14 protein-coding genes are annotated in these 12991 nt (G+C 59.9%); 9 read left to right on the top strand and 5 right to left on the bottom strand.

The features are described from left to right. Window positions 1-74: 74 nt before the first annotated feature. Window positions 75-935: a MurR/RpiR family transcriptional regulator gene (locus ACIP8I_RS21685; RefSeq protein ID WP_169842436.1), complete on the bottom strand. Its 861-nt coding sequence runs from the start codon at window positions 933-935 to the stop codon at window positions 75-77. Window positions 936-1161: 226 nt separating this feature from the next. On the opposite strand from ACIP8I_RS21685, the gene zwf reads away from it, so the two are divergent. The 4 genes from zwf (at window position 1162) to ACIP8I_RS21665 (ending at window position 5016) form a co-directional block, all read left to right on the top strand. Further along, window positions 1162-2628 (top strand): glucose-6-phosphate dehydrogenase, encoded by a 1467-nt coding sequence (gene zwf, locus ACIP8I_RS21680; protein ID WP_027612566.1) that lies wholly within the window; start codon window positions 1162-1164, stop codon window positions 2626-2628. Further along, complete coding sequence (gene pgl, locus ACIP8I_RS21675) at window positions 2615-3328, top strand: 6-phosphogluconolactonase (protein WP_400763820.1); 714 nt, start codon at window positions 2615-2617, stop codon at window positions 3326-3328. The genes zwf and pgl overlap by 14 nt, the downstream gene beginning before the upstream one ends. A 17-nt stretch (window positions 3329-3345) precedes the next feature. Beyond that, window positions 3346-4011 carry a bifunctional 4-hydroxy-2-oxoglutarate aldolase/2-dehydro-3-deoxy-phosphogluconate aldolase gene (locus ACIP8I_RS21670; protein ID WP_007969324.1) on the top strand — a complete coding sequence of 222 codons (666 nt, stop codon included), beginning with the start codon at window positions 3346-3348 and terminating at the stop codon, window positions 4009-4011. A gap of 279 nt (window positions 4012-4290) precedes the next feature. After that, the gene (locus tag ACIP8I_RS21665; protein WP_400763818.1) at window positions 4291-5016 is read left to right on the top strand and encodes an intradiol ring-cleavage dioxygenase; all 726 of its coding nucleotides are present in this window, start codon (window positions 4291-4293) and stop codon (window positions 5014-5016) included. A 5-nt stretch (window positions 5017-5021) separates the two neighbouring features. On the opposite strand, the gene ACIP8I_RS21660 is transcribed toward ACIP8I_RS21665, so the two are convergent. After that, window positions 5022-6203 (bottom strand): aminotransferase class V-fold PLP-dependent enzyme, encoded by a 1182-nt coding sequence (locus tag ACIP8I_RS21660; protein WP_400763816.1) that lies wholly within the window; start codon window positions 6201-6203, stop codon window positions 5022-5024. Between the two features lie 27 nt (window positions 6204-6230). Beyond that, complete coding sequence (locus ACIP8I_RS21655) at window positions 6231-6467, bottom strand: DUF3820 family protein (protein WP_003227425.1); 237 nt, start codon at window positions 6465-6467, stop codon at window positions 6231-6233. Between the two features lie 2 nt (window positions 6468-6469). On the opposite strand from ACIP8I_RS21655, the gene ACIP8I_RS21650 reads away from it, so the two are divergent. After that, window positions 6470-6637, top strand: coding sequence for a hypothetical protein (locus tag ACIP8I_RS21650; protein WP_400763814.1), 168 nt, complete (start codon window positions 6470-6472; stop codon window positions 6635-6637). 37 nt (window positions 6638-6674) lie between these two features. Continuing rightward, window positions 6675-7142: a PA2169 family four-helix-bundle protein gene (locus ACIP8I_RS21645; protein ID WP_003227422.1), complete on the top strand. Its 468-nt coding sequence runs from the start codon at window positions 6675-6677 to the stop codon at window positions 7140-7142. A 140-nt stretch (window positions 7143-7282) separates the two neighbouring features. Here ACIP8I_RS21645 and ACIP8I_RS21640 read toward each other — a convergent pair whose 3' ends face one another. Both ACIP8I_RS21640 and ACIP8I_RS21635 read right to left on the bottom strand, forming a co-directional pair. Further along, window positions 7283-7753, bottom strand: coding sequence for a MaoC family dehydratase (locus tag ACIP8I_RS21640; RefSeq protein WP_003227420.1), 471 nt, complete (start codon window positions 7751-7753; stop codon window positions 7283-7285). 43 nt (window positions 7754-7796) lie between these two features. Beyond that, window positions 7797-8741 (bottom strand): lysophospholipase, encoded by a 945-nt coding sequence (locus tag ACIP8I_RS21635; protein WP_400763810.1) that lies wholly within the window; start codon window positions 8739-8741, stop codon window positions 7797-7799. A 241-nt stretch (window positions 8742-8982) separates the two neighbouring features. On the opposite strand from ACIP8I_RS21635, the gene fadD2 reads away from it, so the two are divergent. From fadD2 to ACIP8I_RS21620, 3 genes are all read left to right on the top strand, one after another. Further along, the gene (gene fadD2 / locus ACIP8I_RS21630; RefSeq protein ID WP_400763808.1) at window positions 8983-10671 is read left to right on the top strand and encodes a long-chain-fatty-acid--CoA ligase FadD2; all 1689 of its coding nucleotides are present in this window, start codon (window positions 8983-8985) and stop codon (window positions 10669-10671) included. A 362-nt stretch (window positions 10672-11033) separates the two neighbouring features. Further along, window positions 11034-12731 (top strand): long-chain-fatty-acid--CoA ligase FadD1, encoded by a 1698-nt coding sequence (fadD1, locus tag ACIP8I_RS21625; protein WP_064588870.1) that lies wholly within the window; start codon window positions 11034-11036, stop codon window positions 12729-12731. Window positions 12732-12824: 93 nt separating this feature from the next. Further along, the coding region (locus ACIP8I_RS21620; RefSeq protein WP_400763888.1) for a helix-turn-helix domain-containing protein at window positions 12825-12991 on the top strand (167 nt) is incomplete at its 3' end.

Genomic DNA, 12991 nt, shown 5'->3' with positions numbered 1-12991 from the left:
TTCAGGTCGATGTACCGCGCAAGACACCTCGGTCGGCCTCCGGGAGAGGGCTGGGGTGAGGGTGCTTCTGATCTTTAGTTGAATTCATCCCCAACCGGATACCGGCTGGCATTCAAGCTCTCTTTGATCTTGCGCAGATGCGGCTGGAAATCCACCCCGCGACGCAGCGTCATGCCGGTCGCCAGCACATCCAGCACCGTCAGTTGAATGATCCGCGAGGTCATCGGCATATAGATGTCGGTGTCTTCCGGCAGCGGAATGTTCAGGCTCAGGGTACTGGCCTTGGCCAGCGGCGAATTCTCGGCGGTCAGGCCCAGCACCGAAGCGCCGTTCTCCCGGGCGATGCGCGCCACTTCCACCAATTCGCGGGTGCGGCCGGTGTAGGAAATGATCACGAACAGCTCACCCGTATGCGCCACCGAAGCAATCATCCGCTGCATCAGCACGTCTGCGTGGGCGGTGACGGCGAGGTTGAAACGGAAGAATTTGTGCTGCGCATCCAAAGCCACGGGCGCTGACGCACCGAGGCCGAAGAAGTGGATCTGCCGGGCCTGAATCAACAGGTCGACGGCGCGGCTGATCAGGTTCGGATCGAGCGCCTGGCAAGCGCTGTCCAGCGAAGCGATGGCGCTGCCGAAAATCTTCTGCGTGTACGCCTCGGGATTGTCATCGGCCTCCACCGCACGGCTGACATACGCCGCGCCGCTGGCCAGGCTTTGTGCCAGTTGCAGCTTGAGTTCGGGATAGCCGCTGACGCCGAACGAACGGCAGAAACGGTTGACCGTCGGCTCGCTCACCGATGCGGCCTGAGCGAGGGCGGCGATGCTGAAGCGAGTGGCCTGCTGCGGGTTGAGCAGGATCACCTCGGCGACTTTGCGTTCGGCCTTGTTCAGCTCTTCAAGGCGACTCTGGATCTGTTCCAGTAAATTTCGCACGCGGTCCATATGGAATTCCTAATTCACCTGCGCAAAGGTGCGCCGGGCTATGCAAATTGGGCCTTTGATGTGGCCCGTAACGGTGGCCTATCCTACTGATGGCTCCGACCGACCACCACTCGGAATCTGTATTTTGCGAAAATGTTGTGGTTATTACTACATTTTCCCTTGAGTGATGCCTTGAAAAAAGGTATTTGTAGCTTAACTTGATAAAAGAACAAACATCATGCCTTCGATTACGGTTGAACCGTGCACCTTTGCCTTGTTCGGCGCTCTGGGCGATCTGGCCCTGCGCAAGCTGTTTCCTGCCCTTTATCACCTCGATGGCGCCGACCTGTTGCACGAGGACACGCGCATCATCGCGCTGGCCCGTGAACCCGGCTCCGAGCAGCAGCACCTGGCATTCATCGCCGCCGAACTGCGCCGTTACGTCGGCAAAGAGCTGGACGAGGCCGTGGCCGAGCGCTTTCTGGCGCGCCTGAGCTACCTGCACGTCGACTTCCTCAAGGCTGAAGATTATGTGGCGCTGGCCGAAGCGGCCGGCAGCGCGCAACGCATGATTGCCTACTTCGCCACCCCGGCAGCGGTGTATGGCGCGATTTGCGAGAACCTGGCGAAAGTCGGTCTGGCGGAAAACACTCGCGTGGTCCTGGAAAAGCCGATCGGCTCCGATCTGGAATCCTCGCGTAAAGTGAATGACGCCGTGGCGCAGTTCTTCCCGGAGAACCGCACCTACCGCATCGACCACTACCTGGGCAAAGAAACCGTACAGAACCTGATCGCCCTGCGTTTCGCCAACAGCCTGTTCGAAACCCAGTGGAACCAGAATTACATCTCCCACGTGGAAATCACCGTGGCCGAGAAGGTCGGCATCGAAGGCCGGTGGGGCTACTTCGACAAGGCCGGCCAGCTGCGCGACATGATCCAGAATCACCTGTTGCAGCTGCTGTGCCTGATTGCGATGGACCCGCCAGCCGACCTGTCCGCCGACAGCATCCGTGATGAAAAGGTGAAAGTGCTCAAGGCGCTGGCGCCGATCAGCCCGGAAGGTCTGACCACCCAAGTGGTGCGCGGTCAGTACATCGCCGGGCACAGCGAAGGCAAGTCCGTGCCGGGCTACCTCGAAGAGCCGAATTCCAACACCCAGAGCGACACCGAAACCTTCGTTGCCCTGCGTGCCGACATCCGCAACTGGCGCTGGGCCGGTGTGCCGTTCTACCTGCGCACCGGCAAGCGCATGCCGCAGAAACTGTCGCAGATCGTCATCCACTTCAAGGAACCGTCGCACTACATCTTTGCGCCGGAACAGCGCCTGCAGATCAGCAACAAACTGATCATCCGTCTGCAACCGGACGAAGGTATTTCCCTGCGCGTGATGACCAAGGAGCAGGGCCTGGACAAGGGCATGCAACTGCGCAGCGGCCCGCTGCAACTGAATTTCTCCGACACCTGGCGCAGCGCGCGGATCCCCGATGCCTACGAGCGGTTGTTGCTGGAAGTGATGAACGGCAATCAGAACCTGTTTGTCCGTAAAGATGAAATCGAAGCCGCGTGGAAGTGGTGTGACCAGTTGATCGCCGGCTGGAAGAAGTCCGGTGACGCGCCCAAGCCGTATGCGGCCGGGTCGTGGGGGCCGATGAGCTCGATTGCACTGATCACGCGGGACGGGAGGTCGTGGTATGGCGATATCTGATGTGAAACTGCCGGCGGGCGTGAATGCCCACGAATTCAAGAGCCCGGTGCTGTTGGCCGAAGGTCTGGCGCTGAGCGTCGCCAAGCAGTTGAGCGATGCCATCGCCGCACGTGGCAACGCGGTGCTGGTGGTCTCTGGCGGCCGCAGCCCGGTGGCGTTTTTTCAGCACCTGGCCAAGCAGGAGCTGGATTGGTCGAAGGTCGTCGTGACCCTCGCTGACGAACGCTGGGTACCGGTCGAACACGCTGACAGCAACGCCGGTCTGCTCAAGCAGTACCTGCTCAAGGGGCCGGCGGCAAAAGCAAAGTTCCTAAGCCTTTATAGCGCGGCGGCCAACGTCGAGCAGGCTGCGGAACAGGCCGACCATCTGCTCGCGGAATTGCCGCCGATCGACGTGCTGGTGCTGGGCATGGGCGATGACGGTCACACCGCGTCGTTGTTCCCCGACAGCCCGAACCTGACCGAAGCCTTGCAGGCTGACGGCAGCCGTCGCTGCTGGCCGATGCTGGCGCCGAGTGTGCCGCGTCAACGCCTGACCATGAGCCGTGCGCTGCTGGCTTCGGCGAAGCACAAGATTCTGTCGATTTCCGGTCAGTCCAAACTGACCACCCTGAATGCCGCACTGGCATCCGACGACGTCGCGGCCATGCCGGTGCGCGCGTTTCTGCAACCCACGTTAGAGATTTACTGGTGCCCATGAGCCAAGGAACAGCCGCTATGACAACCCCATCCCCGACCGTTTCCATGGCGGACAAAGTTGCCCTGATCGACAGCCTCTGCGCCAAGGCGCGGATTCTGCCGGTGATCACCATCGCCCGTGAACAGGACGTGCTGCCACTGGCCGACGCTCTGGCCGCCGGTGGCCTGACCGCGCTGGAAGTGACCCTGCGTTCGCAGTTCGGTCTCAAGGCGATCCAGATCCTGCGTGAGCAGCGTCCGGAGCTGGTGACCGGTGCCGGCACCGTGCTTGATCGCAACATGCTTGCGGCGGCGGAAGCGGCGGGTTCGCAGTTCATCGTCACCCCGGGCATCACCCGTGACCTGCTCGAAGCCAGCGTCGACAGCCCGATTCCGCTGTTGCCGGGCATCAGCAACGCCTCCGGCATCATGGAAGGCTATGGCCTGGGCTATCGCCGCTTCAAGCTATTCCCCGCAGAAGTCAGCGGCGGTGTAGCAGCAATCAAGGCCCTCGGCGGCCCGTTCGGCGAAGTGAAATTCTGCCCGACTGGCGGCGTCGGCCCGGCCAACATCAAGAGCTACATGGCGTTGAAAAACGTCATGTGCGTGGGCGGCAGCTGGATGCTCGATCCCGAGTGGATCAAGAACGGCGACTGGGCGCGCATTCAGGAATGCACCGCCGAGGCCCTGGCGCTGCTCGACTAAACGTTTTACCTGACACTTCGTTGTGTGTTCTACGGCTTTACGGTGCGCTTGGTCGGTGCACCGTTTTTTTTGCCCGAAGAAAACCACATCCCTGTAGGAGCTGCCGCAGGCTGCGATCTTTTGATGTTGTTTTTTAAATCATGATCAAAAGATCGCAGCCTGCGGCAGCTCCTGCAGTGGGGGCGTGCGGGATCACCGTTACGCTGCGATACATAGTTACCGCACGGGCCTTTGGACGTGGCGTTAACCTGCGTTCTCTTATGGAGAAGAGAACGCGTCATGGAACGAGACACTTCAACCGCACCGTCACCATCGATCTATCAGTTGGCCCCCGAGCAGATCGCCGGGCCTTACTTCCGCAATCCGAAGTTGCTGCGGCGCAACATCAGCGAAGGCGCCGAGGGGCTGCCCTTGCTGCTGCGCCTGAGTATCGTCGACGCGATGACCGGCCAGCCGGTGAGCGGGGCACTGGTGGACATCTGGCATTGCAATGCACGGGGCGCCTATTCGGGGTGGAGCCGGATCAATCCGGATCTGGAGGTCGACTCCGATGCCATCGGCTCAGTGCCGCGCACCGACGATGACACTTACCTGCGCGGCAGCCAGTTCTGCGATCAGCAGGGGCGGGTGCGCTTCACCACCATCTATCCGGGGTTCTATGCCGGTCGGGCGCTGCACATTCATGTGGCGGTGCGCATGGTCAGCGGCAGTGAATATCTGGAGGAGCGCAACGTGGCCTGGGTTGGTCAGCTGTATTTCCCCGAAGTGGTGTCACGCGCGGTGCTCAATGCCCGGGACTATCGTGGGCGTGCCTCGGCACCTTTGAACAATGCCGACGACAGCTACTACGCCAACATGGGCGGCGAGGGGTCGACCCTGACCGTGTGGCCGATCGGCCGCGACTCTCACGAGGACGGATTTTTCGGCCACCTGACCATCGGCATCGATACGTTCGCCGCCTCGTCGCAGATCAAGCCCGAGGACTTCGACAAGTTCACCGTGTGAGCGGATCAGCGCAGCTCGTTGAGTGCACGGGTCAGCAACTGCATGTCATCCGCAGTGGTGGTCAGCCCCGGCGTGATGCGGATGCTCGGTCCGCTCGCTGCGCCGTTGCGCACCACAGTGAACAGGTTGTACTCGTTGAGCAGGCGCTCGACCATGGCCTGTTGATCGGCGTGGCGAGTGAAACGCATCGAGGTGATCCCGCAATACAGGCGCGGATCATCCGGGGTCATCACTTCGATCCCCGGCAGGTGGCGCACCGCGCTGACCCACAGGTTGCGCAGGTAATTGAGTCGCGCCCCTTTGGCCGCCGCACCACCGAGCGAACGGTGCTCCTCGAACACCAGCGGTAGCGACATCAGCGCCGGAATGTTCGGCGTGCTGTACGGGGTGCGGGCGCGGATGTCGCTCGCGGGGAAGTGCATTTCGCCCATGTCCGGGTCGATGTCGGCCAGACGCTGCGGGGCGATATACAGAAAGCCCAGGGTCAGCGGTGCGCCGATCCATTTGTGCAGATTGAAACCGGCGAAGGTGATGCCCATGGCTTCCAGATTGAAGTCGATCTGGCCGAGGGCGTGAGCGCCGTCGAGGATGATGTCCACGCCATGCTGTTTCGCCAGCGCGGCGATGGCCTGCACCGGCATCACCAGACCGGTACGGTGGGTGACATGGGTCAGAGCCATCAGCTTGAGTTTCGGATAGCGGATGAAGGTTTCGCGGTAGCTGTCCAGCAGGCTGTCGAAACTGGCCGGATGCGCATGGTTGATCTCGATCACGTCGACGCCGCGATGGCGTGACAGCCAGCGCATGGCGCCCTTGACCGTGTCGTATTCCAAGTCGCTGATCAGCACCTGATCGCCCGATTGCAGGCGGTTGTAATTGCGGATCAGTGACTGCAGCGCATCGCTGGCGTTGCGGGTGAAGGCCACACTCTGCGCGCGCACACCGATGGTCTCGGCCAGTTGCGCACGGATCTCCAGGCTGTCGTGCTGTTCGAAACGCTGGCGCACATACACCGAGTTGCGGGTGTTGATCAGCTCGATGTTGCGCTGGTAGTCCTCGATCACCGTGCGCGACATGCGTCCGAAGTAACCGTTCTCCAGATTCAGCGGGCCGGTTTGCGCTTCGTAGCGATCGGCGAAGGTTTGCCAGAAAGCTTCGTCACGGGCGCGGCGGGTGTTGTCAGGCATGGTCGAGGCTCTTGGGAGGAGGGCGCTTCAGTGGCGCGGGGCAGGTTTGCCGTGTTTGGCGCGTAGTGGTTCGAGCAGATCCGACAGGCCGTTATGGTCGATTTCCTGCATCAGCGCCAGCAGTCCGCCGAGTTCGCCGTGAGGAAAACCTTCGCGGGCAAACCAGTTGAGGTAAGGCCCCGGCAGGTCGGCAATGATCCGGCCCTTGTACTTGCCGAAGGGCATTTCACGGGTGATCAGCAGTTCAAGTTTTTCAGGATTCATCAGTGGCAATCATCTGGATTCAGAACAGTCAGGAAAATACAGGCATTCTGCATGCAGGCCAAATGACAGATCATGCAAATAACCGTGATACAGATAGTTCAAATATCTTTAACTTATTGAAAAATAACGATTTATTTTTGATTCAAAAGCTGGCACGCACACTGCAATAACCCTTGCATCTTCAACCAACCGCAAGGAATTGAAAAAATGACTGACATGAATAAAGAAGCGATCTCTGTACTCAACGACCTGATCGAAACCTGCAAGGACGGCCAGGAAGGGTTCAAGACTTGCGCTGAAGACATCAAGCATCCAGAACTGAAAACCCTGTTCGTGACCCGTTCTGCCGATTGCGCGACTGCCGCCGCTGAACTGCAGGCTGAAGTGCGCAAGCTGGGCGGTGATCCGGAAACCTCTACCAGCGTCAGTGGTGACCTGCACCGTCGCTGGGTCGACGTCAAAGCCATGTTCACTGGCAAGGACGAAGAGGCTGTACTGAACGAAGCCGAGCGCGGTGAAGACCATGCGCTGAAGGCTTATCGTGAAGCCATCGAGAAAATCAACAAGCACGGTCTGGTCGGCATTCGTGACCTGGTTGAGCGTCAGTACCACGGCGTACAACGTAACCACGACCAGGTGAAAGCCCTGCGTAACCAGGCTCGCGCTCGTTCGTAAGCGTTTGCAGGTTACAAAAAACGCCAGCTGGTCTGGCGTTTTTTTATGCGTGAGGGGAAAGCAAAAGATCGCAGCCTGCCGCAGCTCCTACATTGGAATGCGTTCCCCTGTAGGAGCTGCCGAAGGCTGCGATCTTTTAATCAGCCAATGCTGATCGCCGGCAACGTCGGCAAGGTCACGGTCTGCTGTTTACGCGGCGCGAGAATCTCAGCCTCGCCATCCACTACCAATTCATCACGCTGATTGAACACTCGAGTGGCGATGCGCACGCGAAACTTCGGCAGTTTCTCGAGGATTTCCAGGCGCACGGTCAGGGTGTCGCCGATCTTTACCGGCTTCTGAAAGCTCATCTGCTGACCGATGTAGATGGTGCCCGGCCCAGGCAGTTCGCAGGCAACGGCGGCGCTGATCAGCGCACCGCTGAACATGCCGTGGGCGATGCGTTCCTTGAACATGCTGGCGGCAGCGAACTCGGCGTCCAGGTGCACCGGGTTGTGGTCGCCCGACATTGCGGCGAACAGCTGAATGTCGCGCTCTTCGACAGTCTTGCTGTAGCTGGCGGTCTGGCCGACTTCGAGGGCTTCGTAAGGGATGTTGGTAACCTGGGTCATCGGTCTTGATTCCTGTGACGGATTAAAGTGAATCCACAAAAAATTATTCGCTGCGATGCGGGCGGCGATGGCTCAGCGCCTGGTCGATCCAGGTCAGCACATCGGCAATCACTTCGTCGCGATTGGTGTCATTGAACAATTCGTGCCGCGCCTGCGGGTAGATCTTCAGTTGCAGGTTCTGGCTGCCGGCCGCGCGCAACGCTTCGGCCAGATCTGTCAGACGCTTGCCTTCGCTCACCGGATCACATTCACCGCCGATCACCAGCAGCGGCAGGCCCGGGTCGATCTGGGCGAGATTGGACGCTTTGCTGATCTGCTGCAAGCCGCCGAGCAAGTCGATCCACAATTGATTGGTGCAGCGAAAGCCGCACAACGGGTCTCTGGCATACAGATCGACCTCGACCGGGTCGCGGCTCAGCCAGTCGAACGGCGTGCGCGCCGGTTTGAATTTCTTGTTGAACGAGCCGAACGACAACCACTCGATCAGCGCACTGCGGCCCTTGCCACCCTGGCGCAGTTTCTCGAAGCGGGCGATTTGCCGTGCGGCGCCGTAAAGCGCCACCGGCTGGAAATTCGAACCGCTGAGAATCGCCCCGTGCAGGCTGGCGCTGTGATGCAGCAGGTAACCCTGAGCGAGGTAGCTGCCCATGCTGTGCCCGAGCAGGATGATCGGTACCTCGGGATGCTGCTGGCCAATGTGCTGATTGAGGTTGGCCAGATCGCCGATCACCTTGCACCAGCCGTCGTCATCGGCGAAATGCCCGAGTGTCCCGTGTTCGGCGGTTTTGCCATGGCCGCGCAGATCCGGGGCGTACACACCGTAGCCTTGAGCACAGAACGCATTCGCCAGCCGCTCGTAGCGAGCGCTGTGCTCGGCCATGCCGTGGGCCAGCAGGATCAGCGCTTTCAAGGGCGCAGCCGGCAACCACTGGTTGACGAACAGGCGGCTGCGGTCACTCGCGTCCAGCCAAAAGCCTCGGTGGATCATGGCAATTCCTTTTTATCGAGCGGTATTGGCCCGCATTCGTTGCATTGTATAGCGCGTCCGATCAGCTCACGCCACGGCAGGAAGATTCATACGATCAATGTCGCCATCGCCCATATTTGCCTCAATGGCCATAACTGCTAGTGTCCGTGAAGCTCCGCTTTTTGCTTTGTGCCCTCAGGGATCAGCGCGAAACCACAGAAAAGCGGCTCCCGGATCGATTCAGGTAAAGAGGACAAGAACAATGCAACCTGATTTCTGGAATGACAAACGCCCCGCCGGCGTACCACTTGATATCGACATGGGCGAGTTCAAGTCGGTGATCGAGGTGTTTGAGCGTTCCTGCAAGAAATTCGCCGACCGTCCGGCCTTCAGCAATATGGGCGTGACCCTGACCTACGCTGAACTCGAGCGCTACAGCGCGGCATTCGCCGGTTACCTGCAAGCCCACACCGATCTGGTGCCGGGGGATCGCATCGCGGTGCAGATGCCCAACGTGCTGCAATATCCGATTGCCGTGTTCGGCGCCTTGCGCGCCGGACTGATCGTGGTCAACACCAACCCGCTGTACACCGCGCGCGAGATGCGCCACCAGTTCAAGGATTCCGGCGCCCGCGCGCTGGTGTACCTGAACATGTTCGGGCAGAAGGTTCAGGAAGTGCTGCCGGACACTGACATCCAATACCTGATCGAAGCAAAGATGGGCGACATGCTGCCCACCGCCAAGGGCTGGCTGGTCAACACCGTGGTCAGCAAAGTGAAGAAAATGGTCCCGGACTATTCGCTGCCCCAGGCGATCTCGTTCAAGAGTGTGCTGCGCCTGGGTCGCGGCCTGGGGATCAAGCCGCTGAAAGTCGGTCTCGACGACATTGCCGTGTTGCAATACACCGGCGGCACCACCGGTCTGGCCAAGGGCGCGATGCTGACCCACGGCAACCTCGTGGCGAACATGCAGCAAGTGCGCGCGTGTCTTGCGCAGTTGGGGCCGGACGGTCAACCACTGCTGCGCGAAGGGCAGGAGGTGATGGTGGCGCCGCTTCCGCTGTACCACATCTATGCCTTCACCGCGAATTGCATGTGCATGATGGTGTCCGGCAACCACAACGTGCTGATCACCAACCCGCGGGACATCGCAGGCTTCATCAAGGAGCTGAAGAACTGGCGCTTCTCGGCGTTGCTCGGCCTGAATACGTTGTTCGTCGCGCTGATGGAGCACCCGGACTTCAAGACCCTGGATTTCTCCAGCCTCAAGCTGACCAACTCCGGTGGTACCGCGCTGGTCAAGGCCACCGCCGAGCGCTGGGAGCAGATTACCGGTTGCCGCATCACCGAAGGTTACGGCCTGACCGAAACCTCGCCGGTGGCCTGCACCAACCCGTATGGCACACAGTCGCGCCTGGGCACGGTCGGTCTGCCGGTGCCGGGGACGCTGCTGAAAGTCATCGATGACGAGGGTGTCGAGCAGCCGATGGGCGAGCGCGGCGAGTTGTGCATCAAGGGCCCGCAGATCATGAAAGGCTACTGGCACAAACCCGAAGCCACCGCCGAAGTGCTGGACGCCGAGGGCTGGTTCAAGTCCGGAGATATCGCGGTGATCGACCCGGACGGCTTCGTGCGCATCGTCGATCGCAAGAAGGACATGATCATCGTCTCCGGTTTCAACGTGTACCCCAACGAGATCGAAGACGTGGTGATGGCTCACCCGAAAGTCGCCAACTGCGCGGTGATCGGCGTGCCGGACGAGCGTTCGGGCGAAGCGGTGAAGCTGTTTGTGGTGGCGCGGGAAACCGGGGTCAGCCTCGAAGAACTCAAGGCGTACTGCAAAGAGAATTTCACCGCTTACAAAGTGCCGAAGCACATCGTGCTGCGTGAGTCGTTGCCGATGACGCCGGTCGGGAAGATTCTGCGGCGGGAGTTGCGTGATATCGCCTGATCGGTGAATGGCCGCGCGTTGCGCGGATCGCGGGCAAGCCACGCTCCCACAGGGATCTCCATCAACCTTGTGGGAGCGGGCTTGCCCGCGATGCTTTTTGGGCGGTGAAGTCCCGGAAAACCAGGGCTTTCAGGGTGGTATAGGATTTTTGCTCTAAAATGACTGCTGGAAAGTCTTGAGTCACTAAAGTGACCATGGAGGCCGCTTTTGGCTCTAGTCGGCCCTCGGCAAAGCTGCTACTCTCGGCGCGCTTTGTGACTTCTCGGCCTGTAGAAAAGCCAGATTCACCAATACAAAACACACACCAATAATAATCGCATCAAATGCGGTGAAGAATTCGCGTTGCTGAGGAGTGGGCTTCCATGATCGAAGACTTTTGGAAGGATAAATACCCGGCTGGAATTGCTGCCGACATCAATCCAGACGAGTACCCGAATATTCAGGCAGTGTTGAAGCAATCCTGCCAACGCTTCGCCAACAAGCCGGCTTTCAGCAACCTGGGCAAGACAATCACCTACGGTGAACTGTACGAATTGTCCGGTGCTTTTGCCGCGTATCTGCAACAGCATACCGACTTGCAGCCCGGTGATCGAATCGCCGTGCAACTGCCCAACGTTCTGCAGTACCCGGTGGCCGTCTTCGGTGCGATCCGCGCCGGGCTGATCGTGGTCAATACCAACCCGCTGTACACCGCGCGGGAAATGGAACACCAATTCAACGACTCCGGCGCCAAAGCCCTGGTGTGCCTGGCCAACATGGCGCACCTGGCGGAAGCCGTGGTGCCGAAAACCGGGGTCAAGCACGTCATTGTCACCGAAGTCGCCGACCTGCTGCCGCCGGTCAAGCGCCTGCTGATCAACAGCGTGATCAAGTACGTGAAGAAGATGGTGCCGGCCTATCACCTGCCCAAAGCCGTCAAGTTCAACGACGTGCTGAGCAAGGGTCAGGGCCAGCCAGTGGCCGAAGCCAATCCGCACAGCAGCGATGTCGCGGTGCTGCAATACACCGGCGGCACCACCGGTGTGGCCAAGGGCGCGATGCTGACCCATCGCAACCTCGTCGCCAACATGCTGCAGTGCAAGGCGCTGATGGGCTCCAACCTCAATGAAGGTTGCGAGATCCTGATCACGCCGCTGCCGCTGTACCACATCTATGCGTTCACCTTTCATTGCATGGCGATGATGCTGATCGGCAACCACAACATCCTGATCAGCAACCCGCGCGATCTGCCGGCGATGGTCAAGGAACTGTCGAAATGGAAGTTCAGCGGCTTCGTCGGCCTGAACACGTTGTTCGTCGCGCTGTGCAACAACGAAGGTTTCCGCAAGCTGGATTTCTCCAACCTGAAAGTCACCCTGTCCGGCGGCATGGCCCTGCAACTGGCGGCGGCCGAGCGCTGGAAAGCAGTGACCGGTTGCTCGATCTGCGAAGGCTACGGCATGACCGAAACCAGTCCGGTGGCCACGGTCAACCCGATCCAGAACATCCAGATCGGCACCATCGGCATTCCGGTGCCGTCGACCCTGTGCAAAGTCATCGACGATGCCGGTGTCGAGCAGCCCATGGGCGAAATCGGCGAGCTGTGCGTCAAGGGCCCGCAAGTGATGAAGGGCTACTGGCAGCGTCAGGAAGCCACCGACGAAATCCTCGACAGCGAAGGCTGGCTGAAGACCGGTGACATCGCGCTGATCCAGCCCGATGGCTACATGCGCATTGTCGATCGCAAGAAAGACATGATCCTGGTCTCCGGTTTCAACGTTTACCCGAACGAACTGGAAGATGTGCTGGCGACCCTGCCGGGCGTGTTGCAGTGCGCAGCCATCGGCGTGCCGGACGAGAAGTCGGGCGAGGCGATCAAGATTTTCATCGTGGCCAAGCCGGGCGTGACCCTGACCAAGGAAACCGTGATGGAGCACATGCGCGCCAACGTCACCGGTTACAAGGTGCCGCGTTCGGTGGAATTCCGCGATGCGCTGCCGACCACCAACGTCGGCAAGATCCTGCGCCGCGAGCTGCGCGACGAAGAGCTGAAGAAGATCAAGGCGAAGAACGCCGCCTGAAGCAAAAAGCCCCGCAGATGCGGGGCTTTTTATTGGGCGGTGTCTCGTCCTGAATAAGGTTTACACCTTCTGACTTCTCATCAGGAAGGTGCAATGGATACAGGTGCAAAACGCAGTCAGCGTGATTACACGCTGACTTTTAAATTGTCGGTTGTCGACCAAGTTGAAAAGGGCGAGTTGAGTTATAAAGAGGCTCAACGGCGCTACGGGATTCAGGGCAGGTCGACGGTGTTGGTTTGGTTACGTAAGCATGGTCGGCA

Source organism: Pseudomonas sp. NPDC088414 (assembly GCF_044753325.1).
Lineage (GTDB): Bacteria > Pseudomonadota > Gammaproteobacteria > Pseudomonadales > Pseudomonadaceae > Aquipseudomonas.
The sequence above is the reverse complement of the archived record's forward strand: the minus strand, read 5'-3'. Positions and strand labels throughout refer to the sequence as shown.

Bases quoted from the DNA above. Each gene is read 5' to 3' on its own strand.
- fadD1 (WP_064588870.1), top strand. From the start codon at position 11,034: ATGATCGAAGACTTTTGGAAGGATAAATACCCGGCTGGAATTGCTGCC.
- fadD2 (WP_400763808.1), top strand. From the start codon at position 8,983: ATGCAACCTGATTTCTGGAATGACAAACGCCCCGCCGGCGTACCACTT.
- pgl (WP_400763820.1), top strand. From the start codon at position 2,615: ATGGCGATATCTGATGTGAAACTGCCGGCGGGCGTGAATGCCCACGAA.
- ACIP8I_RS21670 (WP_007969324.1), top strand. From the start codon at position 3,346: ATGACAACCCCATCCCCGACCGTTTCCATGGCGGACAAAGTTGCCCTG.
- ACIP8I_RS21655 (WP_003227425.1), bottom strand. From the start codon at position 6,467: ATGAATCCTGAAAAACTTGAACTGCTGATCACCCGTGAAATGCCCTTC.
- zwf (WP_027612566.1), top strand. From the start codon at position 1,162: ATGCCTTCGATTACGGTTGAACCGTGCACCTTTGCCTTGTTCGGCGCT.
- ACIP8I_RS21640 (WP_003227420.1), bottom strand. From the start codon at position 7,753: ATGACCCAGGTTACCAACATCCCTTACGAAGCCCTCGAAGTCGGCCAG.
- ACIP8I_RS21635 (WP_400763810.1), bottom strand. From the start codon at position 8,741: ATGATCCACCGAGGCTTTTGGCTGGACGCGAGTGACCGCAGCCGCCTG.
- ACIP8I_RS21645 (WP_003227422.1), top strand. From the start codon at position 6,675: ATGACTGACATGAATAAAGAAGCGATCTCTGTACTCAACGACCTGATC.
- ACIP8I_RS21660 (WP_400763816.1), bottom strand. From the start codon at position 6,203: ATGCCTGACAACACCCGCCGCGCCCGTGACGAAGCTTTCTGGCAAACC.
- ACIP8I_RS21665 (WP_400763818.1), top strand. From the start codon at position 4,291: ATGGAACGAGACACTTCAACCGCACCGTCACCATCGATCTATCAGTTG.